Raw genomic sequence first — 24,741 nt, forward strand, 5'->3', positions numbered from 1 at the left:
TTTTTTGCACCGGGCCTCGCTCGGGTTCAAATCAGTTAACTTGAGCTTTTAGCCCAGGTTCAATTGAGCTCAAATCGGCTAACTAACTTTAGCCCGGGTTCAATTCAACTCTTCTTACAAGTTGGAACCAAAACTTAGCATGAAAACACTGAAAACGGGTAGGTCCTGCCTATCCGTTTTTATTAAATCATGTTATAATAGAATATAGAAATAAAAAATATAGGAGAAACAAACCTCATGGCACGCGAATTTTCACTTGAAAAAACTCGTAATATCGGTATCATGGCTCACGTCGATGCTGGTAAAACAACTACAACTGAGCGTATCCTTTACTACACTGGTAAGATTCATAAAATCGGTGAAACTCACGAAGGTGCGTCACAAATGGACTGGATGGAGCAAGAGCAAGAACGTGGTATCACCATCACATCTGCCGCTACAACAGCTCAATGGAAAGACACTCGTGTAAACATCATCGACACACCAGGACACGTGGACTTCACTATCGAAGTTCAACGTTCACTCCGCGTTTTGGACGGTGCTGTAACCGTTCTTGACTCACAATCAGGTGTTGAGCCTCAAACTGAAACAGTTTGGCGTCAAGCAACTGAATACGGAGTTCCACGTATCGTATTTGCTAACAAGATGGATAAAATCGGTGCTGACTTCCTTTACTCAGTAAGCACACTTCATGACCGTCTTCAAGCAAACGCTCACCCAATTCAATTGCCAATCGGTGCTGAAGATGACTTCCGCGGAATCATTGACTTGATCAAGATGAAAGCTGAAATCTATACGAACGACCTTGGTACAGATATCCTTGAAGAAGATATTCCAGCTGAATACCTTGAACAAGCTCAAGAATACCGTGAAAAATTGGTTGAAGCAGTTGCTGAAACTGATGAAGACTTGATGATGAAATACCTTGAAGGGGAAGAAATCACTAACGAAGAATTGAAAGCTGGTATCCGTAAAGCTACAATCAACGTTGAATTCTACCCAGTACTTTGTGGTTCTGCCTTCAAGAACAAAGGGGTTCAATTGATGTTGGATGCAGTCCTTGACTATCTTCCAAGCCCACTTGATATCCCTGCAATCAAGGGTGTAAACCCAGATACAGACGAAGAAGAAGAACGTCCAGCATCTGATGAAGAGCCATTTGCAGCTCTTGCCTTCAAGATCATGACTGACCCATTCGTAGGTCGTTTGACATTCTTCCGTGTTTACTCAGGTGTCTTGAACTCAGGTTCATACGTATTGAACACTTCTAAAGGTAAACGTGAACGTATCGGACGTATCCTTCAAATGCACGCCAACACTCGTAAAGAAATCGAAACAGTTTACTCTGGAGATATCGCTGCTGCCGTTGGTTTGAAAGATACTACAACTGGTGACTCATTGACAGATGAAAAAGCAAAAATCATCCTTGAATCAATCGAAGTTCCAGAACCAGTTATCCAATTGATGGTTGAGCCTAAATCTAAAGCAGACCAAGACAAGATGGGTATCGCCCTTCAAAAATTGGCTGAAGAAGATCCAACATTCCGCGTTGAAACAAACCCTGAAACTGGTGAAACAGTTATCTCTGGTATGGGTGAGTTGCACTTGGATGTCCTTGTTGACCGTATGAAACGTGAATTCAAGGTTGAAGCTAACGTTGGTGCTCCTCAAGTATCTTACCGCGAAACATTCCGCGCTTCTACACAAGCACGTGGATTCTTCAAACGTCAATCTGGTGGTAAAGGTCAGTTTGGTGATGTTTGGATCGAATTTACTCCAAACGAAGAAGGTAAAGGATTCGAGTTCGAAAATGCTATCGTCGGTGGTGTGGTTCCACGTGAATTCATCCCTGCAGTAGAAAAAGGACTTCAAGAATCTATGGCGAACGGTGTTCTTGCTGGTTACCCAATGGTTGACGTGAAAGCTAAGCTTTACGATGGTTCATACCACGATGTCGACTCATCTGAAACTGCCTTCAAGATCGCTGCATCTCTTGCGCTTAAAGAAGCTGCTAAGACTGCACAACCAGCTATCCTTGAACCAATGATGCTTGTAACCATCACAGTTCCTGAGGAAAACCTTGGGGATGTTATGGGTCACGTAACTGCTCGTCGTGGACGTGTAGATGGTATGGAAGCACACGGTGCAAGCCAAATCGTTCGTGCTTATGTGCCACTTGCTGAAATGTTCGGTTACGCTACTGTCCTTCGTTCTGCAACTCAAGGACGTGGTACCTTCATGATGGTATTTGACCACTACGAAGATGTACCAAAATCAGTACAAGAAGAAATCATTAAAAAAGCTAAAGGTGAAGCTTAATTTACCAATGCTTAAAAACTCTTCCCATTTCGGGAAGAGTTTTTCTTTGTTCCAAAAGTGAATACAAATAAAAAAAACTCCTTCCTGGCAGGCAAGACTTTGTGAAAAACTTTAATAAAAAAGGTAATGATCTATGATAAATCTTGCTTTTCGTGGGGAAATAGTTGCTTTTTAATGCAATAAAGTATATAATAGAGACTGTTAAAAGATGTTTGGCGCTGTGTCAAGTTACTCTTTTCACAAAAAATTTTTTTGATTTTCATAAGGAGGAAATCACGAATGGTAGTTAAAGTTGGTATTAACGGTTTCGGTCGTATCGGACGTCTTGCTTTCCGTCGTATCCAAAACGTAGAAGGTGTTGAAGTTACACGCATCAACGACCTTACAGATCCAGTTATGCTTGCACACTTGTTGAAATACGATACAACTCAAGGTCGTTTCGACGGTACTGTGGAAGTTAAAGAAGGTGGATTCGAAGTTAACGGTAAATTCATTAAAGTTTCCGCTGAACGCGATCCAGAACAAATCGACTGGGCTAACGACGGTGTAGAAATCGTTCTTGAAGCAACTGGTTTCTTTGCTACTAAAGCAGCTGCTGAAAAACACTTGCATGCTGGTGGTGCTAAGAAAGTTGTTATCACTGCTCCTGGTGGATCAGATGTTAAAACAGTCGTATTTAACACTAACCACGATATTCTTGATGGTACTGAAACAGTTATCTCAGGTGCTTCATGTACTACAAACTGCTTGGCTCCAATGGCTAAAGCTCTTCAAGATAACTTCGGTGTTGTTGAAGGATTGATGACTACTATCCACGCTTACACTGGTGACCAAATGATCCTTGACGGTCCACACCGTAAAGGTGACCTTCGTCGTGCACGCGCTGGTGCTGCTAACATCGTTCCTAACTCAACTGGTGCTGCTAAAGCAATCGGTTTGGTTATCCCTGAATTGAACGGTAAATTGGACGGAGCTGCACAACGTGTTCCTGTTCCAACTGGATCAGTTACTGAATTGGTAGTTGTTCTTGATAAGAACGTTACTGTTGATGAAGTGAATGCAGCTATGAAAGCAGCTTCAAACGAATCATACGGTTACACTGAAGATCCAATCGTATCTTCAGACGTTGTAGGTATGTCTTATGGATCATTGTTTGACGCAACTCAAACTAAAGTTATTGACGTTGACGGTAAACAATTGGTTAAAGTTGTTTCATGGTATGACAACGAAATGTCTTACACTGCACAACTTGTTCGTACTCTTGAATACTTCGCAAAAATTGCTAAATAATTCATGCGTATGATGAGAGGAGGGAAACCTCCTCTTTTTTTGTACTTTTTTTAGGGCTTTCTCATCATATTATAGGAATTGCCAAAATGGATTGACAGTGCTAAATAGATTAGGGTATCCTATTCTTGATTGGAGATTTCTAATACAAGAAAATGAAAGCGATTACAGGTCGTGGAGAAAGGAGCCAATGGAAATCGCTCAAGAAAAAGAAAAAAACCATACAAGGAGGTCAAGATGAAAGGTCATCTATTTGAAAAGAAAGAACGATTTAGTATACGAAAATTCAGTGTGGGAGTTTGCTCCGCATTGATTGGGTTAGCATTTTTAGGAACAGGCGCTGTCTCTGCAGATGAGGCGGTTTCTACTAGTGAGCAACCCTTGGAAACCTCTTCAGCAACAACCGAAGATGTCAATCATCTAGTGAGAGAAGCTGGCGTCTATACTGCAGATGCGGCCTTACCTGCTGCAGAAACGGAAAAACCAGCCGCAGAAGCGGTCACTCCAGAGGCTAGCCCTACAAGTACAGAAGCTAGCTCGACAACTACAGATCATCCAGCTGTTTCAGAGACTGAAAAACCGAAAGCTACTGCTGAAAAAGTGGCTGATTTACCAACCAATGAAGAAAAACAATTAAGACCCAAAGAAGTTAAGTTCGATACCTGGGACGATCTCTTGAAGTGGGAACCAGGAAAACGAGTGGATGACGATATGAACAGAGCAAGCGTCCCACTTGCGAGTCGTTTTCAAGGGAAACAAATTAATGAACAAGCCAACCCTGAAGCGAAGATCCAAGCACTGTCAAACATGAACTCCAAAGCCAAGGATCATGCGTCTGTCGGTGGGGAAGAATTTAAGGCCTATGCTTTTGATTACTGGCAATATTTGGATTCCATGGTCTTTTGGGAAGGGCTGGTTCCATCAGCAGATGTGATCGATGCTGCCCACCGAAATGGGGTTCCTATTTATGGAACAATCTTTTATAACTGGTCTAGCAGCATCAAGGATCAAGAACATTTTGCAGAAACCTTGAAAGAAGATAGTGAAGGCTCTAAAACTTTCCCGATCGCCCGTAAATTAGTCGAACTTGCTAAGTACTATGGCTTTGATGGTTACTTTATCAACCAAGAAACAACCGGAAATCTTGTAGAACCATTGGGTCCAAAATTGAGAGATTTTCTTCTTTATACCAAGGAATATGCGAAAAGTCTGAACTATCCGATTAAGTATTCTTGGTATGATGCTATGACCTATGAATATGGCCGTTACCATGAGAATGCGCTGGGAGAATACAACTACAATTTCATGCAGCCAGAAAATGGAGAAAATCCAGTTGATACTTTCTTTGCCAACTTTAACTGGGGCAAATCAGAAGTGGATTATTCCATCAGTACAGCCAAATGGATTCATCGGAATCCTTATGATGTTCTAGCTGGACTTGAGCTCCAAAAAGGAGGCTCTTATAAGACTAATGTAGACTGGAATGCCATTTTAGATGAACATGGCAAGTTGCGTCTATCCCTTGGTCTTTATGCGCCTGATACGATTACAGGTCTAGGAAAGACTGGAGAAGGATACCATACCCATGAGGATCTATTCTGGACAGGTTTCCAAGGAGATCCGACTAAAGGAAAACCAGCAGACCAATCTTGGTACGGTATGTCCAATCTAGTAGTGGACAAAACTCCTATTACAAGTGAAGATTTCAATACTTCCTTTAATACTGGACACGGAAAACACTGGTTTGTGGATGGCAAGATTTCTAAAGAAGGGGAGTGGAACTACCGTTCTGTTTCTGGCTACCTTCCAACCTGGCGTTGGTGGGTAGAGCATAGTGAAGATAGTACACCATTGAAAGGTCGCTATGATTTTGATCAAGCCTACAATGGAGGAAATTCTCTAGCCTTTGAAGGAGATTTAAAAGCCAATAGCAGTCAAAATGTCATGCTCTATTCGACCAAGATTCCTGTGACAGAAACGACAAAATTGAGCGTCTCTCACAAGGGTGGGATCGGAGCTGCTGCTTGGGTAGCTGTTGCCACCAAAGAAGACTACTCTGAATACGAATGGAAAGAATTGACACCAAGTGCGGATTGGTCCACTCAAACCTTTGATTTGGGAAGTTTGGCTGGCAAGACCATTTATGCTGTGAAGATGTTCTTTGACCATGATACGGATGTCAAAGACTACAAATTTAATCTCGGCCAATTGTCGATTACGTCCAACCAAGAGAAACCAGCTACTCCAGCAGAAGTAACCGTTCGGGCAAAACGCCTACAAAATGCGCAAGAAGCAGAAGCAGTCCTCAATTTTAAAGGGGTAGCAGATGTGGATTATTATGAAGTCTATGAAAAAGATGGCGACAACTGGCGTCTCTTAACAGGGTCTTCTGCGACAACCGTCTATCTACCAAAAGTTACCCGTTCAGCAAGTGCTGAAGGAACCACTCAGGAACTCAAGGTTGTGGCAGTTGGAAAGAATGGTCAACGTTCAGATGCGGGAACTGTAGCCTTTGATTGGGGCATGACCGTGTCAGATACCAGTCTACCAAAAGCTTTAGCGCCAAACGTAGTCATCGGAGCCAAAGTGATCGGTTCAAGCTTCCCAGATGCGGATGGTAGTGAAGGCATTGAAGGTATGTTAAATGGGACCATTACCAGTCTTTCAGATAAATGGTCTTCTGCTCAATTGAGTGGAACCGTCGATATCCGCTTGACACAACCTCGGACCATTGTTCGTTGGGTCATGGACCATGCCGGTGCTGGTGGGGAATCTGTCGATGATGGCAAGATGAATACCCGTGACTTCGACCTTTACTACAAGGACGAAGCCGGTGAATGGAAGCTCGCTAAGGAAGTTCGTGGCAATAAAGCCCATGTATCTGACATTACACTTGATCATCCGATCAAGGCTCAAGACTGGCGTCTCCATGTCATTACAGCCGATAACGGCACCCCATGGCAAGCCATCCGGATTTACAACTGGAAGATGTATGAAAGTCTGGATACTGAAACGGTCAACATCCCGATGAAACATGCTGCAGCGCAAAACCTAGGTAATCATTTTGTCCAAGTCGGTTTCAAAGATGTTCCGGCTCATACTACTCTGACTCTTTATGCCGATAAAGAAGCCACTAGTCCAATTGCGACCATGACAGCCGATCAAGCTGGAAATCTCATCTTTAAACCACTCGCTTTTGAATCAACCCCGTCTCTTCTTTACTATCGCGCACAAGTTCCTGGTAAAGATATCAGTAATGTTTTGGCGATCGAAGTTCCAAAGAATGATAAAGAAATTGCAGGACTTCAATTTGAAGATGGATTGACTAAGAAGGTCTACCGGGAAGGTGATGCCCTTTCCTTGAAAGGGGCAACTCTCCGCGTTCATTATAAAGATGGCCAAGCAGATCAACTGGTCAACCTCACCAACTCAGGTGTAGAGATTCATGGATTTGACAGTAGCAAGCTGGGAGAACAACATCTAGAAGTCTCTTACCTTGGTCAGAAATTGGATAAGACTCTCACTGTTTTTGTGGTCAGTGCAGAAGAAGCAGGTGAAAAAGCAGTTGCTGGTCTAGAATTGACCGACAAACCAAAAGTGGAATATATTGTCGGAGAAGCATTGGAGAAAGAAGGCGGACGCTTTACAGTCGTCTTTGATGATGAAACAACCGAAACGCACGCCTTGACAGATGAAGGTGTGGAAGTGACTGGCTTTGATACGACTAAGGAAGGTCGCCAAACCATCACTGTCCATTACAAAGGAGCTAGCACAAGCTTTGATGTCCTCGTGAATCCAAAACCAGCTCTCAACGATGAATACCTCAAGCAAAAATTGGCTGAAGCTGAAGCTGCAAAAGCCAAAGTAGACTTTACTTTTGCGACTCCTGAAGTCAAAGAAGCCTTGCTGGCTGGAATGGCTGCTTCTGAAAAAGTCTTGAAAGAGCATGATACCAGCACACAAGATCAAGTCAATGAGCAGTTGAACCAATTGACCGCTCTCTTGAAAGCCTTGGATGGTCAAGCCAATCTAACAAAAGAAAAAGAAGCTCTCTCTGCCCTAACAACTGAAGCGACGGCTCTATTAGCAAGCAAGCCAAATCACCCTTCTGGTGAAGCTTTACAGGCACTTCTGGAGAAAAATAAAGAACTTCTAGCTTCTTCAGAACTCACTCCTGAAGCGCTTGAAACAGCTAAGACAGGTCTAGAGACCTTGATTGCACTCCTGAAAGAAGATAAGCCAGCGGTCTTTGTAGACCCTGCGACTGGAGTCGAAGTTCAATTCTCCAACTTAGAGCCAACCGTTGTCAAAGGACTAAAAGTCGCAAAAGTTGAAGCCAATCAGGCAGAAAAAGAAGAGCTGAAGGGCCGAGAAGGAATCGTCTTTGATATTGAAGGCGTGGATGCAAGCGGTCAAGATATCGATACCCACCATCCATCCCTTGTGAAAATCCCTGTGGATAAGGATAAAGAAGTGGAGCAAGTTCTCTTCTTCCCAGAAGGTCAAGCTCCTCAATCCTTGGCCTTTGAGAGAGTCGGAGATATAGTCATCTTTACAGCTCCTCACTTTACCCACTATGCGATTGTCTATAAGACAGCACAAACGGAAGGACCAGACCAACCGATCCAACCAGAAGAACCGGCTCAACCAGATCATCCAGTTCAACCGGCTCAACCAAATCAACCAGTCCAACCAGCTGCCCCAGTGACTCCAGATCCAGCTAATCCATTGAAGCCTACAGAGCCTTCTCAAGTGGATCAGTTGGCCCCAACGACTTCTACTCAAGCGGGTCATCAAGAGGAAGATCACAAGGATATGGTCGATCAAGAGATCCATCAGTTGTTAAGTGCCCACCAAGGAGTAAACTCACAGCCGACTGTTCAGCAAGAAACAAAAGATGCAAGCAAAGAAAGTCAATCGGAACACTTGCCAAATACGGCTAGCCTAGAAGCTTCCTTTGCAGCTGAAGCTGTTCTCCTAGCAGCCTTAGGCGGCTTCCTCTTTGCTGGTAAGAAGAAAGAAGAGTAAGTCTTTTACAGGATTCTTTCGTTCACTAAAAAAGTCACTCTCAAAAAAACCTCTCTGGTGAAAACCAGAGAGGTTTGATCTTGTATCTAGAAGTGTCGTTCGGATCCTGTGAATTAGAGGGGAAAAGCATTGGATTTTTCTACCTCTTTTACAGCTTTTGTGATATAATTATCATGTATTAAAAAAAGAAGGAGTCATATCTAATGGCAAAATTGACTGTTAAAGACGTTGACTTGAAAGGGAAAAAAGTTCTCGTTCGTGTTGACTTCAACGTTCCTGTAAAAGATGGCGTGATCACTAATGATAACCGTATCACTGCAGCTCTTCCAACTATCAAGTACATCCTTGAACAAGGTGGACGTGCAATCCTCTTCTCTCACCTTGGACGTGTTAAAGAAGAAGCAGATAAAGAAGGTAAATCACTTGCTCCTGTAGCTGCTGACTTGGCTGCAAAATTGGGTCAAGAAGTTCAATTTATCCCAGGTGTTACACGTGGTGCTGAATTGGAAGCAGCTGTTAACGCTCTTGAAGATGGACAAGTTCTCTTGGTTGAAAACACTCGTTTTGAAGATGTTGACGGCAAGAAAGAATCTAAAAACGATCCTGAACTTGGTAAATACTGGGCATCACTTGGAGATGGTATCTTCGTAAACGATGCATTTGGTACTGCTCACCGTGCACACGCATCTAACGTTGGTATCTCTGCAAACGTTGATAAAGCTGTTGCTGGATTCCTTCTTGAAAACGAAATTGCTTACATCAAAGAAGCAGTTGAAGCTCCAGAACGTCCATTCGTAGCTATCCTTGGTGGATCTAAAGTATCTGACAAGATCGGTGTTATCGAAAACTTGCTTGAAAAAGCTGATAAAGTCCTTATCGGTGGTGGGATGACTTACACATTCTACAAAGCACAAGGTATCGAAATCGGTAACTCACTTGTAGAAGAAGACAAATTGGATGTGGCGAAAGCTCTTCTTGAAAAATCAAACGGTAAATTGATCTTGCCAGTTGACTCAAAAGAAGCGAACGCATTTGCTGACTACACTGAAGTGAAAGACACTGAAGGTGAAGCAGTAGACCCAGGATTCCTTGGTCTTGATATCGGTCCTAAATCAATCGCTAAATTCGACCAAGAATTGACTGGTGCGAAAACAGTTGTATGGAACGGACCTATGGGTGTATTTGAAAACCCTGACTTCCAAGCTGGTACAATCGGTGTGATGGACGCTATCGTGAAACAACCAGGCGTTAAATCAATCATCGGTGGTGGTGACTCAGCTGCTGCTGCGATCAACCTTGGCCGTGCAGACAAATTCTCATGGATCTCTACTGGTGGTGGTGCTTCTATGGAACTCCTTGAAGGTAAAGAACTTCCAGGATTGGCTGCTCTTACAGACAAATAATCTAAATAAAATGAAAGAGGCTGAGACAAAAGTCCTAGCCTCTCAATTATTTTTGGATTGTCGAGCAAGACGCAGTGGTTGGGTGGGCTCTACTACGCTGATTTCATCAGCTTTTACAGCCCTACTCAATTGTGCGGAGGTGGGACGACGAAATCGAATTCTAACGAATTACCGATTTCTGTCCCACTCTCTTTTTTCTTTCTATTGATAACTGTTCTCTCCTTTCTGAAAATATGGTAGAATAATAGAAATAGAAAGATAGGTGACCATGGATTACTTTAAACGACACAAATTTGATTGGTCCAAATTCCGTTTGGGGATGAGAACCTTTAAAACAGGGATTGCCGTTTTTATTGTACTACTTATTTTTGGAATATTTGGTTGGCGAGGCCTTCAGATCGGGACTTTGACAGCTGTTTTTAGCTTGAGGGAAGACTTTGATAAGAGTGTCCACTTCGGGGCTTCGCGTGTCATGGGCAACAGTATCGGAGGTTTTTATGCCGTATTGTTCTTCCTTTTAAAAACGCTCTTTCATGGGGCGTATTGGGTGACTCTTATTTTTGTACCCATTGCGACCATGTTAACCATTATGACAAATGTCGCTATGAATAATAAAGCAGGAATTATCGGAGGAGTTTCGGCAATGCTGATCATTACCCTCTCGATTCCTAACGGAGAAACCTTCTTGTATGTTTTTGCCCGAATATTTGAGACCTTTATTGGCGTTTTCGTTGCGATTTTGGTCAATTCGGATGTGGATCGCATTCGCGATTTTCTCAAGAAACACAAAAAACCTATGTAAGATTATATAACATTTAATCTTGACATAGATTTTTTTTTCGATATAATAGAATAGAAAGAGGAATGGTATGAAGGAAAAGGAATTACGACGCTCGCTGGCAGTCTTTCCGATTGGCAGTGTTATGAAGCTGACCGACTTGACAGCTCGCCAGATTCGTTATTATGAAGATCAGGGATTGATTTCTCCTGATCGGACAGAAGGCAATCGCCGCATGTATTCGTTGGACGATATGGACCGCCTGCTTGAGATCAAAGATTATATCTCAGATGGCTTCAATATTGCGGATATTAAGAAGAAATATGCGGAAAAAGAGCAAGAGCAAACCAAGGTTGTCAGTCAAGAAGAGATCCGTAAGGCTCTTCATCGTGACATTCTTCAGCAAAGTCGCTTCACATCTTCCCCATCGCCATATGGTCAATTTCGTTGATCATTTCATAAGCTTGTAATCTATTTTAAGGAGACAAAAATGTCAATTACTGCTGCAGATATTCGCCGTGAAGTAAAAGAAAAAAATGTTACTTTTATTCGCTTGATGTTCTCTGATATTTTGGGAACCATGAAGAACGTCGAAATTCCAGCTACCGATGAGCAACTGGACAAGGTTCTTTCAAACAAAGCCATGTTTGATGGTTCTTCTATCGAAGGATTTGTCCGTATCAACGAGTCAGATATGTATCTTTACCCAGATTTGGATACATGGACAGTCTTCCCTTGGGGAGATGAAAATGGTAGCGTAGCTGGCTTGATCTGTGATGTCTATACGACAGAAGGGGAACCATTTGCAGGAGACCCACGTGGCAACTTGAAACGTGCTCTTCGTCATATGGAAGAACTTGGATTCAAATCCTTTAACCTTGGTCCAGAACCAGAATTCTTCCTCTTCAAGTTGGACGAAAATGGAGACCCAACTCTTGAAGTAAACGACAAAGGTGGCTATTTTGACTTGGCTCCAACAGACCTTGCAGATAACACTCGTCGTGAAATCGTCAATGTCTTGACCAAGATGGGCTTTGAAGTAGAAGCCAGTCACCACGAAGTAGCCGTTGGTCAGCATGAAATCGACTTTAAGTATGACGAAGTGCTTCGCGCTTGTGACAAGATCCAAATCTTTAAACTTGTCGTGAAAACCATTGCTCGTAAACACGGCTTGTATGCAACCTTTATGGCCAAACCAAAATTTGGAATTGCCGGATCAGGTATGCACTGTAATATGTCTCTCTTTGACCAAGATGGCAACAATGCCTTCTTTGATCCAGAAGATCCACGTGGAATGCAATTGTCAGAAACAGCTTATCACTTCTTGGGTGGTTTGATCAAGCATGCCTACAACTTTACAGCCGTGACCAACCCGACCGTTAACTCTTATAAACGTTTGGTTCCTGGATATGAAGCACCTGTTTATATCGCTTGGGCAGGTCGCAACCGTTCCCCATTGGTACGTGTGCCAGCATCACGTGGTATGGGAACTCGTTTGGAATTGCGCTCCGTAGACCCAATGGCCAATCCTTATGTAGCCTTGGCAGTCTTGCTTGAAGTCGGCCTTCACGGGATTGAAAATAAAATCGAAGCACCTGCTCCGATCGAAGAAAATATCTATGTGATGACACCGGAAGAACGTAGAGCAGCTGGAATCACAGATCTCCCTTCTACCCTTCACAATGCCTTGAAAGCCTTGACAGAAGACGAAGTGGTGAAAGCTGCCTTGGGTGAACACATCTACACCAGCTTCCTTGAAGCAAAACGAATCGAATGGGCAAGCTATGCGACTTTCGTATCTCAATGGGAAGTAGACAACTATTTAGATCTTTATTAAGAAACAAGAGTAAAGAGGCTAGGACAAAAGTCCTAGCCTCTCAATTATTTTTGGATTGTCGAGCAAGACGCAGTGGTTGAGTGGGCTCTACTACGCTGATTTCATCAGCTTTTACAGCCCTACTCAACTGTGCGGAGGTGGGACGACGAAATCGAATTCTAACGAATGACCGATTTCTGTCCCACTCTCTTTTTGATCCTCAAAAAGTCATCATAAAACCAGTTGAAACAGTGGTCTCAACTGGTTGTTTTTTAATTTTCGTCATCGGGTGTGAGAATCATTGGGATAATGATAGGTTCACGTTCCGTGCTTTCGTATAGGAATGGACGAAGAGCATTGACAATCGCACCATTGACGGTTTGGATATTGGCATCTTTGTTCTTCAAGGCGATGCGAATTGCATTGAAGAGGATGCGTTGGCTTTCACGGATCAGATCTCCTGATTCACGCATGTAGATAAAACCACGGCTCAAGATGTCTGGTCCAGCCAAGATCATCTTCGATTTGAAGTCAACAGTCGCAACAGCAAGCACGACACCGTCTTCGGAAAGGTCTCTCCGGTCACGAAGGACAGCAGCCCCGATTTCCCCGATGCGGTTTCCATCGACATAGATATCTTGAGCATTGAAGCTTCCTGCGATCCGAGCAGAGTTGGCTGTTAGAGCGAGGACATCACCATTACTCATGATGAAGATATTGTCTTTTTCCACTCCGCAGTCACGCGCAAGTCCTGCGTGGATCTTCTGCATCCGGTATTCACCATGGACAGGCATAAAGTATTTTGGTTTGATCAAGCGGAGCATGAGTTTTTGTTCTTGTTGCCCCCCGTGTCCAGAAGTATGGATGTTGTTGATCTTCCCGTGAATAACCTCTACACCCGCTTCAGAAATCGTATTGATCAATTTATTCACACTGGTTGTATTTCCAGGAATCGGGCTAGAAGAGAAGATCACAGTATCTCCTGGTTGGAGTTGCACTTGGCGGTGCGTTCCGTTGGCAATCCGAGAGAGGGCTGCCATTGGCTCTCCTTGGCTTCCTGTACACATGATCAGGATTTCATTAGCTGCATAGTCTTTGATCTCATTTGGCTCGATAATGGTTCCAGCAGGGACCTTGATGTAGCCAAGCTCGATTCCATTGACGATGGCTTTTTCCATTGAGCGTCCAAAGACGACGATCTTACGACCTGTCTTGACAGCGGCCTCAGCAGCTTGTTGGAGACGGAAGATATTAGAGGCAAAGGAAGCAAAGATGATGCGTCCATGGATGCCTTCGATGATCTTCATGATGGATTGGCCAACCACTTTTTCAGAGTTAGTAAAGGTTGGGATTTCCGCGTTGGTTGAGTCTGAAAGCAGACAGAGAACGCCTTCCTCTCCAAGGGCCGCCATACGATGGAGGTCAGCCGGTTCCCCAACAGGTGTGAAGTCAAATTTGAAGTCTCCGGTACAGACAATCTTTCCTTGAGGGGTGTGAATCACAATCCCTAAAGGTTCTGGAATCGAGTGAGTCGTACGGAAGAAGGTTGCTTTAAGATTTTTAAATTGAAGCTCAGTGTTTTGGTTGATTTCGTAGAGTTTGGCATCACGAAGAAGACCGTGCTCTTCTAATTTTCCACGGATCAAGGCAAGCGCCAAAGGTCCAGCGTAGATAGGGACATTGGCTTGCTTCAAAAGGAAAGGAATCCCACCAATGTGGTCTTCGTGTCCGTGGGTAATGAGGACCGCTTTGACGCGATCGATATTGTCAACGATATAAGAGTAATCTGGGATTACATAGTCGATCCCAAGGAGGTCATCTTCTGGAAATTTGATCCCGGCATCGACAATGATGATTTCATCTTGGTATTCGATCCCGTAGGTATTTTTTCCGATTTCTCCAAGTCCACCAATGGCAAATACACCAACTTCTTCAGGTTTTAAGGTATAAGCCATGGATTAGTACTCCGTTAGTTCAAAAGCACCTGACTCTTTCTCGTAAGCAAGGTGTTGCTCAGAAAGTGGTGTGATAAATTCAATGTTGAAATCTGTGTTTGCTTCAACCAATTGACGAGCTTGGATGCGTCCTTCGCGTTCATTTGGTGCATCAATATCGAGATAAAGTGCATGCGTGGTTTCACGACGAGGGTTGCGGTCTTTTGTTTCCTGATAAAAAACTTTGTAAATCATGAAGTAATTTTCCTTTCATTATTTCGGTCTATTTGTTAGCTACGAAGGAGTGCAATCACTAGAGTTTCCTACTCGCAACTAGTGGACCTGATTCGATACAATTAATTATCATTATATCATAAATTTGCCTGTAAGTAAAAGATAGACTGGAAAAGTCAGAGAGGCAAAGGGCTATAATAGAGAAGCTTTTGAGCGGTTTTGGATATGAAAATCCTGCGCTCTAAGGGAGAGTTTCGCTGGGATTTGAAGGGAATTTGTAGTATAATATAATCCAGTTCAAGAGGAGTGGGAAATGAAATTATTAGCATTTGATACCTCGAGTAAGGCTCTTTCTGTAGCGATTTTAGAAGATGAGACTCTACTTGCAGAAACAACATTAACTATTAAAAAAAATCATAGTATCACCTTGATGCCGGTCATCGATTTTTTGATGCAACAAATTGACTTGACACCCAAGGACTTGGACCGCATCGTGGTGGCAGAAGGTCCTGGGAGCTACACTGGACTGCGCATTGCGGTCGCAACCGCAAAGACCTTGGCTCATACTTTAGGGATTGAATTGGTCGGGGTTTCGAGCCTCTTAGCCCTAGTGCCAGATGATCTAGAAGGTTTGGTAGTGCCTGTCATGGATGCCCGTCGGAACAACGTTTATGCAGGTTTTTACCAAGATGATCAGCTGGTCGCACCAGAAGGGCATTTTCCATTTGAGGAAGTCCTAGAGCGTGCAGCGACGAGTGAGCAGGTCACCTTTGTCGGAGAAGTCACGGCCTTTAAGGAGCAGATCGCCTCTAGCTTGTCAAGTGCTGCTTGTTATGAAACACTGCCAGATGCAGTGAAAATCGGACGTCTCGGTCTCAAACAAGCGCCCGCTAGCCTCCATGATTTTGTCCCTCATTATCTCAAACGGGTCGAAGCAGAGGAAAATTGGCTCAAAAACCACACGGAAACAACGACCTCTTACATCAAGCGCCTATGATGAAAGGAACAATCAGGAAAGGGAGCAGCCAGGATGCGGCCGCTATTCTCGCTGTCATGGAAGATGTCTATGAAGCTAGCCCTTGGAAGTTGGAGCAGATTGAAGCCGATTTAGAGCAGGAATTGACCTCCTATTTCCTAGCTGTGGATGAAGGACAAGTCCTTGGGTTTGTCGCCATTCAAGAGACTCTCTATGAAGCAGAGGTCCTACAAATTGCGGTCAAGCGCGCCTTTCAAGGCCGAGGCCTAGCTCAGCAGTTACTCGCGCAGTTGCCGGACCAAAAAGAGATTTTCTTAGAAGTGCGCGTGTCCAATCAACCGGCCCAAGGCCTATACAAAAAAATGCGTTTTGAAGAAATTGCACGGAGGAAAAACTACTATCACGATCCCATAGAGGATGCTGTGATCATGAAGAGGAACCCGAATGAAAGATAGATATATTTTGGCTTTTGAGACATCTTGTGATGAGACCAGTGTGGCTGTCTTGAAAAATGACGACCAACTCTTGTCCAATGTCATTGCCAGTCAAATCGAAAGTCACAAGCGTTTTGGTGGGGTAGTACCTGAGGTAGCCTCTCGTCACCATGTGGAAGTCATCACCGCTTGTATTGAAGAAGCCTTAGAAGAAGCCGGCATCACAGAAGCCGATGTCACAGCTGTGGCTGTCACCTACGGTCCAGGCCTGGTTGGAGCTCTCTTGGTCGGCCTAGCTGCAGCCAAGGCTTTTGCCTGGGCACACGGGCTCCCTTTGATTCCTGTCAATCATATGGCAGGGCACTTGATGGCCGCTCAAAGCGTCGAGCCCTTAGAGTTTCCGCTTTTGGCCTTGTTGGTGAGTGGAGGACATACCGAGCTAGTCTACGTCAGTGAAGCGGGTGATTATAAGATCGTTGGAGAGACCCGTGATGATGCTGTCGGAGAAGCTTATGACAAGGTCGGGCGCGTCATGGGCTTGACCTATCCAGCAGGACGTGAGATTGATCAGCTGGCCCACCAAGGATCTGATATCTACGATTTCCCACGAGCCATGATCAAGGAAGACAATCTGGAATTCTCCTTTTCAGGGCTCAAATCGGCATTTATCAATCTGCACCATAACGCGCAGCAAAAAGGGGAAAGCCTCTCCAATGCAGACTTGTCAGCGAGTTTTCAAGCAGCCGTACTAGACATTCTCATGGCCAAGACCAAGAAGGCTTTGGAGAAATATCCGGTCAAAACTCTAGTCGTCGCTGGTGGGGTCGCAGCCAACCAAGGTCTCCGTGAACGCCTGGCTTCTGAGATCACCGATGTTAAGGTCATCATTCCTCCTCTGCGCCTCTGTGGGGACAATGCAGGGATGATCGCCTATGCCAGCGTCAGTGAGTGGAACAAAGAAAACTTCGCAGGCTGGGATCTTAATGCCAAACCAAGCCTAGCCTTTGAAGGAATTGAATAAGAAAAAGGAGCCAATTGGATGTGCGATTCCAATGGCTTTTTTGCTGGGGTCTCACCAACTAGTAGCGGATTTGCGAAGGGATTATAAAGCTTTCTCTTTCATTGATCCTTTTTCAACCTTTTTTCTTGTGTTATAATAGAAGTCAATGATTCAGAAAGGAGTGAGAGAGTGGAAAAAGATTTTTGGCAGGGGGTGAAGGACGCGCTACCGACGGCTTTGGGCTATATCAGTATTGGCCTAGCTTGCGGTGTGGTGGCATCTCCCTATCTTTCTCCTTTGGAGATGGCCTTGATGAGTGTATTGGTCTATGCTGGGGCGGCCCAGTTTGCGATGATCTCTCTGATTGCGGCCCATTCTTCGATCTTGAATATGGCCTTGACGGTGTGTTTGATCAATCTCCGTAATATGTTGATGAGTCTGCATACGTCGTCTGACTTTAAGGATGCTAGTCTTGCTCATACCATTGGGATTGGTAGTCTCCTGACTGATGAGAGTTATGGGGTCTACTTGAGTGAGAAGTTAAAGACGGACACCATTACAGTTCCTTGGATGCATGGGAATAATCTAGTAGGCTATGTGGCTTGGATCAGTGCGACGGTTATCGGAACAGCTCTAGGATCTCTCCTACCTGATCCAAAGGCTTTTGGGCTTGATTTTGCTTTAGTGGCTATGTTTATTGGGATTTTTGCAGCCCAGTTTCAAGGAATGCAACTGACAGAAAAGACCAAGACCATGCTCATGGTGCTGTTAGCAGTAGCAGTGAGTTTCTTTCTCTTACTCTTTTTTGTTTCGCAACCGCTAGCTGTGCTAGCTGCGACCTTGATCGGCTGTTTTGTGGGGGTGGTCTGTGATGCGCGTGAATAGTTATATCTTCATGGCCATTCTGGCCTCAGCCCTCGTTACCTGGATTCCTCGGATCTTGCCCTTCCTATTAGTCAAATACAAGGGACTGCCGGCTCCTGTAATCCGCTTTCTCAAATACCTGCCTATTTCCATTATCTTTGCCTTGGTTTTATCAAGCTTAGTAGATGGGAAAATTGGAAGCCTCCCGCAGTTTCACTGGTTGGACCTAGTAGTGACCATTCCCAGTCTCTTTGTAGCCTTTCGTTACAAAAACCTTATGGGAACCGTTTTGTTTGGAATTGTCTTGATCGCCCTATTACGATTGGTATTTTAAATGTAAAAATATGTTACAAAAAAATTACAATTGTTACAAAAAAACTTGATTTTTGTAACAATTGGAGTATAATGGGAGTCAGAAAGATAAAGAGGTGATCTTATGAAAAAATCAATCTTCCGTTGGAGTGCCGCTGTTCTGGTGGCTGCTTCACTTGGTCTAGCTCTCGGTGGTTGTGATGCAAAGGATAAAAAGACAGCTACCTCATCCGCAAAAGCATCTACCAGTAAGGTAGAGAAAAAAGCCAAGAGCAATAGCAAAAAGAGTGCAGCATCTTCCTCTCAGGCAAACGATACAGCTAGCTCTTCGACTCAAGCAAGTAGCGCGACAGCTGCAAAAGACTCTGGTAAGACCGAGAATGCGTCTACTACGACGCAAGCTACTGTCCCTGCAGAATTGGTGGGAACTTGGGTAGGATCTAGCCCACAAGCGGATGCGATTAAAATGACAGTGGATACCAATGGAAATGTGACAACAGTGGTTAGCTTCAAGAACGATAGCGAACCGACTCGGACAGCGACCTATACAGCAAGAGCCGTCCAAGCAACAGGCAATATCTATTATTGGGAGTCAGAAGGATTGGATGGAGCTGATGCCTTGCTTCCTGGGATCACAGGGCTAGGTGTAGCTAACTTCCGACTGGAGCCAGGTTTTGTCTTAGAAGAAGGCCATTATACCCCGATTGTTTTCACAGCGCCTGTCAATTCAGAATTTGACTACACCAAATACAATGATTTCCGCTTTTCATTGACCAAAGAACAATAAAAAGACGAACTCGATGGAAAATCGAGTTCGTTTTTTTAGTAATGAGGGCTCCCTGCTACCCAACCGGTGCAGAGGGCGGATGTGATATTAAAACCGCCTGTATGGGCATTGATATCGAGGACTTCTCCTGCAAAGTGGAGTCCAGGAACGAGCTTGCTTTCTAGGGTTTTAGGATTGATTTCTTTAAGGCTGACACCGCCCTTGGTGACAAAGGACTTGGCTAGAGACATCTTCCCAGTGACGGGGATAGGCAACTCTTTGATCTTTTGAATGAGCTCTTCTGTCTGAGGAGGAGTGAGTTGCTTGGCTTTTTCAGGGAATCCTTGCGCCAAGAAATCAGCTAATCGTTCAGGAAGCAGGGCTTTGAGGCTATTTTTAATTGCCTTTTCTCGATGCTCTTCTAGAAAGTCTTTTAACTCTTGAGAAGAGGTTGTCGGAAGGAGGTCCAGAGATAAGATTTCACCGCCTTTAACAAAGCTGGACATCCGAAGGGCTGCAGGGCCAGAAAGTCCAAAATGGGTAAAGAGAAGGTCGTGTGTGATGATGTGTTTGCCGTAGCTGAGGGTCACATCTGTCAGAGAGATACCTTGGAGGGCCTTGTGTGGGAAATCTGTCAAAAGAGGGCTTTCTGCCGCTTCTAGATCCGTAATGTTATGTTTGAAGTGACGGGCAATTTCGTGTCCGTAGCCAGTAGAGCCGGTAGAAGGGTAGGATTTGCCTCCAGTCGTAACGATCAGCTTATCAGCTGTCCAAGTGTTTTCAGCTGATTTGACGATGAAGACGTCTTCTGGCTTGGTGACAGAGACCACTTCACAGTTGGTGGCAATGCTAGCACTAAGCTCAAGAATCTTATTTTCTAAGGCTTGAATAATGGTGCGAGATTGATCACTAACAGGAAAGACCCGGCCATGGTCTTCGACTTTTAACTTGACGCCATTATCGGTAAAAAATTGGATGATATCATGATTATCAAATTGGGAAAACACACTGTAAAGGAAACGGCCATTTCCAGGGATACCGGCCATCAAATCGTCTAAGGTCCCGTTGTTTGTGACATTACAGCGCCCCCCTCCGGTACCTGCAAGTTTCTTACCCAGCTTTTTATTTTTTTCGATCAGTAGCGTAGGTTGGCCATAAGAGGCGCTGGCAATGGTCGCCATCATACCTGCTGGGCCACCGCCGATGACAATGGTGTGAAAATGAGTCATGTCGTTCTTCCTTCTTTTGTTTCTTTCATGATTTGCTTTGTCCATTATATCATTTTATGGACGGCTTCGGAAAACGAAGGAATCAAAAAACAAGCACCTTTCGATGCTTGCTTTTGAATGATTCTTCGATCAACTTATTACATGATTCCAAGGAAGTAACGGATGAAGAAGAAGGCAAGGACAGCACCAACAAATGGAGCAGTACCTGGTACAAGAAGACCATATTGCCAGTCGTTGTTTACTTTATCTTTGATTGGCAAGATTTGGTAAGCGAAACGAGGTCCAAGGTCACGCGCTTGGTTCATCGCGAAACCTGTAGTACCACCAAGACCCATACCGATAGCCCAAACGATCAAACCAACAGTGAATGGAAGCATTGCTTCGTTGGCGTGTTCAGCAGCCATGATAGATGTCAAGAAGATAAATGTTGCGAACGCTTCGACGAAGTAGTTACGTGGAAGGTTACGGCAGTTAGGGTTAGTTGAGAAGATGTTACGGATAGCAACACCATCAATTTGACCTTCAGAAATCTTGAAGTGGTCAGCATACATAAAGTAAGCAATCAAAGCTCCAAGGAAGGCACCGATCATTTCAGCGATTGCAATTGGGAAGAATTGAGCGATTGTCAATTTACCAAGAAGGACTTTCAACAAAGCCATAGCAGGGTTCATTGAAACGCCACCAAAGACGAACAAGCAGACAGTGATACCGAATGCCCATGTAGTGATCGCGAATAAGTGTCCAGTTCCAGCATATTTTGTTTTCTTCAAAACGTCGTCACAGTGTACGCCAACCCCGAAGATAATCATCAAAGCTGTACTCATAACTTCTGCAAGTAATTGATGTGTCATGTTAATTAATGTCTCCTAAATTAATAAATGTATTTTTGTAATTGGTGATAAACTTCTTGAATCGGCAACTGCATCTCCGTAGCAATACGCTGACAGTCTTCGTATTCAAGTGTTTTTTTAGTGGTAGATCCGTACTGGTTAATTTTTACCGTAACGGGTCCAAATTCCGTATCGATTTGTTCAAATCGACGATGCATGACCTTTCGGTCGACTTGTTGGTATCGAAAACCAATGGTACTGGTTTCTTTGAACAAGAGGGCTGAAAAATCTTCCAACTGACTTCCTTGAATCAAGAGAATCAATTCAAAGCCAGGGCGATTCTTTTTCATAACGACGCTACGATAGTAGACATCTAAAGCTCCAGCGTCCAGGAAACGGTGGATAATATAACCGAGTTGCTCTGGTGTTTGATCATCGATCGTAGTGGTGATCTCAATAATTTGATCTTCCGTGCGATGAACAACAGTGGTGCTGTGAGAGGTGTCTTCTTTCAATAGCGAACCGCGTAAAGCATTGAATTTTCCAGTCTCTCTTTTACCAAATCCATAGCCCACACTTTCGATGGAAAGGTGAGAGGGGATTGGTTCAAAGATTGGTGACAATGCTTTAAGGAGGGCTAACCCTGTCGGAGTAATCAACTCCGTTTTAACTGTGAAGTCTTGAGTAATCGGAATAGTCGTTCCTTTTCTCAACTGCATCACAGCGGGAACCGGAACAGGCATTTCTCCATGGGCAACTGAAATAGTCCCACTTCCCTCAGTGAGAGGAGTAGAGTAAACTGTATCGATACCGAGCGATTCCACTAGGATGAAAAAGCTAACGATATCGACGATGGAGTCAATTGCACCAATTTCATGGAAATGAATCTGTTCGACAGGCATGTTATGCACAGCTGCTTCGGCCTTTGCGATATCAAGAAAGACTTCAAGACTCTTTTCTTTCACAAAAGGACTCAACTGTGAAGCGGCAATCAGATCGTGGATATCCGCATAACTGCGAGCATCCGCGTGGGAATGGTGATGATTGTGTTCGTGATCGTGATGGTGATCGTGATCGTGATGATGTTCATGATCGTGATGATGTTCGTGATCGTGATGATGTTCGTGATCATGATGATGTTCGTGATCGTGATGATGTTCATGATCGTGATCAAAATCACCTTCAATCCCCGTATCTTTCTCCCCGTGGTGAAGGTGAACATCGAAATCAGTTCCCCAAATTGCGCTTTTTGCGACGCGATGAACGTGGAGGTGGAAACCATCCACTCCCAGTTTCTCGAGTTCTGTGTGAAGAAGCTCGACATCTGCCCCAAGGTCCACAAGAAGACCATTGAGCATATCGCCACTTATTCCAGAAAAAGGTTCTAAAAATAGACTGGTCATCAGTTTTCCTTTCGATTGTGGTTGAGTCGATTGATCATACATGCTGAATAAGCTGCACCAAATCCGTTATCAATGTTGACGACCGTTACGCCAGAAGCGCAAGAGGTCAACATACTCATCAAGGTTGTTAGCCCTTGAAGGTTGCTTCCGTATCCAATGCTGGTCGGAACGGCAATAACGGGGACATCCACAAGGCCTCCTACGACACTGACAAGAGCTCCTTCCATACCGGCAATCACGATGATCACACTGGCTTTTTGGATCTCTTCTAAGCGATTGAAGAGGCGATGGATACCGGCGACTCCCACATCATAGATTCGGCGAACCGAATGGCCAAAGGTTTCTGCAGTGACTGCAGCTTCTTCTGCAACAGGAACATCACTTGTCCCTGCTGTGACGACCGCAATGTAGTGTTCAGGATCGGCTTCTTCCTTTTTAGAGTTGAGAACGAAGCAGCGGGCTTCTGGATAATAGTGGCCAGTCGGAAAGCGCTGAGAAAGAGCCTCTCCCTTTTGGAGAGAGACTCTTGTTGTGAGGATCGGCAATTCTTTCTGTGAAAGAAATTGCAGGATTCCTTCAATTTGCTCAACTGTCTTTCCTTCGCCGTATACGACTTCAGGGAAGCCGTTGCGACGTTGCCGGTCAGTATCAATTGCTGCATACCCTAGTTCTTTAACCCCGTTGATTTGCTCCAGCGCATCCTCTACTGAGAGATGACCTGCTTGCAAAGAACGGAGTGTTTGTTCTAGATTGGGTTGAAAATCCATGTTTGATTCTATTCAACAACGACAGAAAGTCCGTCGCGGATAACTGTTACTTTAGCATCTTTTCCTTCACGAGCAAAGGCTTTTTCAAGCGCTTCGTCAAATGAAGTTGCAAGTTCCATATGCATACCTGTGATCAATTCAGGATCTACAAGGTCAGATACAAAGATAACATGGTGGTGTACCAAAATACGTGCCAAGATTTGAGAAGTCCATTGGTCTGGGACAGTCTCTAAACGAGGTGTATTGATGGCTTGTTCCAAGAATTCTTTTGGATCTTCTACGTCAGCAAGGTTGCGATAGAAACCTTCTCCACCGTGACCATCTGCACATCCAGCCACCATGATGATTGTTCCGCCTTCTTTGTTAGAAGCTTCGGCTGCAGTCATCCCTTTAACAGCTTGGTAGATATTTTGGTCAAGTGGGAAACCACCGTTTGTTGAAATTGTGATGTCGCTTTCGATCTTAGACACATGTGCCAAGTCTGCAACGAAGTCACAACCAACTTTGTGGGCTTCAACCATGTCCCCAGCGAAAGATCCGATGATGTGTTTTTCGCCGTCCAATACAACGTTGACGATGAAGGCCAAGTTTGCAGTACGAGCAGCGTAAAGCATATCTTCGTGGATTGGGTTGTGGTCAAGGTTACCAGTACGTGCCTTATCAGAATTGATGAAGTCACCTGAGTGGTTCGCCATGATAGTTTTGTATGATGCGATACCTGGAAGGACTGATTTACGTCCACCTGAGAATCCAGCGAAGAAGTGAGATTCGATGAATCCTTCTGCTATCAACAAGTCAGCTTCAGCAGCGATTTTGTTGATGATACAGTCACCACCTGAAGGGAGTTGTCCAATTTTAACCATGTCATCGTCGTTTGTTGAAATGTGCATAACGATTTCTTCATTGTCAACGATTTCTTGGCCGTATTTATTGATCAATTCTTCACGAGTTGAAGGACGGTGGAAACCAGTAGCAACCAAGATACGCACGCGTGCATCAGGGTTAACTGAGCGAATACGACGCAAAATGATTGGAGTGATGATGTGAGAAGGAACGGGACGAGTGTGGTCAGAACTGATCAACACGATGTCTTTTTTGCCTTTAGCAAGTTCTTCCAAAGTAGGGCTGCCGATAGGGTTGTCCATTGAACGTTCAACAGTTTCTTCTTCAGACAGTGGGTTATGGAAGTTTTCCGCCTTAGACTCTAACAATCCTGCAAAGTTTTCATCTGGAATCTTTGCAACAATCGATTTTTTGTCGTACGGTAATTTAATTTCTACCATTATTTGCGATCTCCTTTATTAATACTGATACTTATAGTATAATTCTTTTTAAAAAGAGGTGTGCATCAATTGATGTCA

20 protein-coding genes are annotated in these 24,741 nt (G+C 44.2%); 13 read left to right on the forward strand and 7 right to left on the reverse strand.

Annotated elements, in window-relative coordinates; genetic code table 11:
- The first annotated feature begins 237 nt into the window (after window positions 1-237).
- From fusA to glnA, 7 genes are all read left to right on the forward strand, one after another.
- On the forward strand, window positions 238-2,319 hold the full coding sequence (gene fusA, locus AC6IZR_RS01835) for an elongation factor G (protein ID WP_003003071.1): 2,082 nt from the start codon (window positions 238-240) through the stop codon (window positions 2,317-2,319).
- 279 nt (window positions 2,320-2,598) lie between these two features.
- A complete protein-coding gene (gene gap / locus AC6IZR_RS01840) occupies window positions 2,599-3,609 on the forward strand; it encodes a type I glyceraldehyde-3-phosphate dehydrogenase (RefSeq protein ID WP_023919220.1) in 1,011 nt (336 codons plus the stop codon).
- A gap of 234 nt (window positions 3,610-3,843) precedes the next feature.
- Complete coding sequence (locus tag AC6IZR_RS01845) at window positions 3,844-8,634, forward strand: endo-beta-N-acetylglucosaminidase (protein ID WP_497848666.1); 4,791 nt, start codon at window positions 3,844-3,846, stop codon at window positions 8,632-8,634.
- A 203-nt stretch (window positions 8,635-8,837) separates the two neighbouring features.
- Window positions 8,838-10,037, forward strand: a complete 1,200-nt coding sequence (locus AC6IZR_RS01850) for a phosphoglycerate kinase (RefSeq protein ID WP_223325393.1) — start codon at window positions 8,838-8,840, stop codon at window positions 10,035-10,037.
- 268 nt (window positions 10,038-10,305) lie between these two features.
- Window positions 10,306-10,839, forward strand: coding sequence for an FUSC family protein (locus tag AC6IZR_RS01855; RefSeq protein WP_003008874.1), 534 nt, complete (start codon window positions 10,306-10,308; stop codon window positions 10,837-10,839).
- A gap of 67 nt (window positions 10,840-10,906) precedes the next feature.
- Window positions 10,907-11,266, forward strand: coding sequence for a MerR family transcriptional regulator (locus AC6IZR_RS01860; RefSeq protein ID WP_003008872.1), 360 nt, complete (start codon window positions 10,907-10,909; stop codon window positions 11,264-11,266).
- A 39-nt stretch (window positions 11,267-11,305) separates the two neighbouring features.
- Entirely contained in the window at window positions 11,306-12,652 is a 1,347-nt protein-coding gene (gene glnA, locus AC6IZR_RS01865) for a type I glutamate--ammonia ligase (protein WP_003008870.1), read from the forward strand.
- A 251-nt stretch (window positions 12,653-12,903) separates the two neighbouring features.
- Here glnA and rnjA read toward each other — a convergent pair whose 3' ends face one another.
- Window positions 12,904-14,586, reverse strand: a complete 1,683-nt coding sequence (rnjA, locus tag AC6IZR_RS01870) for a ribonuclease J1 (RefSeq protein WP_003003107.1) — start codon at window positions 14,584-14,586, stop codon at window positions 12,904-12,906.
- Window positions 14,587-14,589: 3 nt separating this feature from the next.
- Entirely contained in the window at window positions 14,590-14,820 is a 231-nt protein-coding gene (locus AC6IZR_RS01875; RefSeq protein WP_003008866.1) for a DNA-directed RNA polymerase subunit epsilon, read from the reverse strand.
- Between the two features lie 292 nt (window positions 14,821-15,112).
- Between AC6IZR_RS01875 and tsaB the strand changes: the two genes are divergently transcribed.
- The 6 genes from tsaB (at window position 15,113) to AC6IZR_RS01905 (ending at window position 19,172) form a co-directional block, all read left to right on the forward strand.
- Window positions 15,113-15,796 (forward strand): tRNA (adenosine(37)-N6)-threonylcarbamoyltransferase complex dimerization subunit type 1 TsaB, encoded by a 684-nt coding sequence (gene tsaB / locus AC6IZR_RS01880; protein WP_497848667.1) that lies wholly within the window; start codon window positions 15,113-15,115, stop codon window positions 15,794-15,796.
- Window positions 15,793-16,230 carry a ribosomal protein S18-alanine N-acetyltransferase gene (rimI, locus tag AC6IZR_RS01885; RefSeq protein WP_497848668.1) on the forward strand — a complete coding sequence of 146 codons (438 nt, stop codon included), beginning with the start codon at window positions 15,793-15,795 and terminating at the stop codon, window positions 16,228-16,230. Before tsaB ends, rimI begins: the two co-directional genes overlap by 4 nt.
- Window positions 16,220-17,230 (forward strand): tRNA (adenosine(37)-N6)-threonylcarbamoyltransferase complex transferase subunit TsaD, encoded by a 1,011-nt coding sequence (gene tsaD, locus AC6IZR_RS01890; protein WP_061591222.1) that lies wholly within the window; start codon window positions 16,220-16,222, stop codon window positions 17,228-17,230. The genes rimI and tsaD overlap by 11 nt, the downstream gene beginning before the upstream one ends.
- Before the next feature lie 168 nt (window positions 17,231-17,398).
- On the forward strand, window positions 17,399-18,094 hold the full coding sequence (locus tag AC6IZR_RS01895; protein WP_003015242.1) for an AzlC family ABC transporter permease: 696 nt from the start codon (window positions 17,399-17,401) through the stop codon (window positions 18,092-18,094).
- A complete protein-coding gene (locus AC6IZR_RS01900; protein WP_175742838.1) occupies window positions 18,081-18,407 on the forward strand; it encodes an AzlD domain-containing protein in 327 nt (108 codons plus the stop codon). Before AC6IZR_RS01895 ends, AC6IZR_RS01900 begins: the two co-directional genes overlap by 14 nt.
- Before the next feature lie 102 nt (window positions 18,408-18,509).
- Window positions 18,510-19,172 carry a hypothetical protein gene (locus AC6IZR_RS01905; RefSeq protein ID WP_497848669.1) on the forward strand — a complete coding sequence of 221 codons (663 nt, stop codon included), beginning with the start codon at window positions 18,510-18,512 and terminating at the stop codon, window positions 19,170-19,172.
- 35 nt (window positions 19,173-19,207) lie between these two features.
- On the opposite strand, the gene aao is transcribed toward AC6IZR_RS01905, so the two are convergent.
- From aao to larA, 5 genes are all read right to left on the reverse strand, one after another.
- Entirely contained in the window at window positions 19,208-20,380 is a 1,173-nt protein-coding gene (gene aao / locus AC6IZR_RS01910) for an aminoacetone oxidase (protein WP_497848670.1), read from the reverse strand.
- 137 nt (window positions 20,381-20,517) lie between these two features.
- Entirely contained in the window at window positions 20,518-21,231 is a 714-nt protein-coding gene (larD, locus tag AC6IZR_RS01915; protein WP_024056458.1) for a D/L-lactic acid transporter LarD, read from the reverse strand.
- A gap of 20 nt (window positions 21,232-21,251) precedes the next feature.
- Window positions 21,252-22,613 carry a nickel pincer cofactor biosynthesis protein LarC gene (gene larC, locus AC6IZR_RS01920; RefSeq protein WP_497848671.1) on the reverse strand — a complete coding sequence of 454 codons (1,362 nt, stop codon included), beginning with the start codon at window positions 22,611-22,613 and terminating at the stop codon, window positions 21,252-21,254.
- Entirely contained in the window at window positions 22,613-23,380 is a 768-nt protein-coding gene (gene larB, locus AC6IZR_RS01925; RefSeq protein ID WP_023919185.1) for a nickel pincer cofactor biosynthesis protein LarB, read from the reverse strand. Before larB ends, larC begins: the two co-directional genes overlap by 1 nt.
- Window positions 23,381-23,388: 8 nt before the next feature.
- Window positions 23,389-24,663 carry a nickel-dependent lactate racemase gene (gene larA, locus AC6IZR_RS01930; protein ID WP_021153952.1) on the reverse strand — a complete coding sequence of 425 codons (1,275 nt, stop codon included), beginning with the start codon at window positions 24,661-24,663 and terminating at the stop codon, window positions 23,389-23,391.
- Window positions 24,664-24,741: the final 78 nt, after the last annotated feature.

Source organism: Streptococcus mobilis (assembly GCF_059727625.1).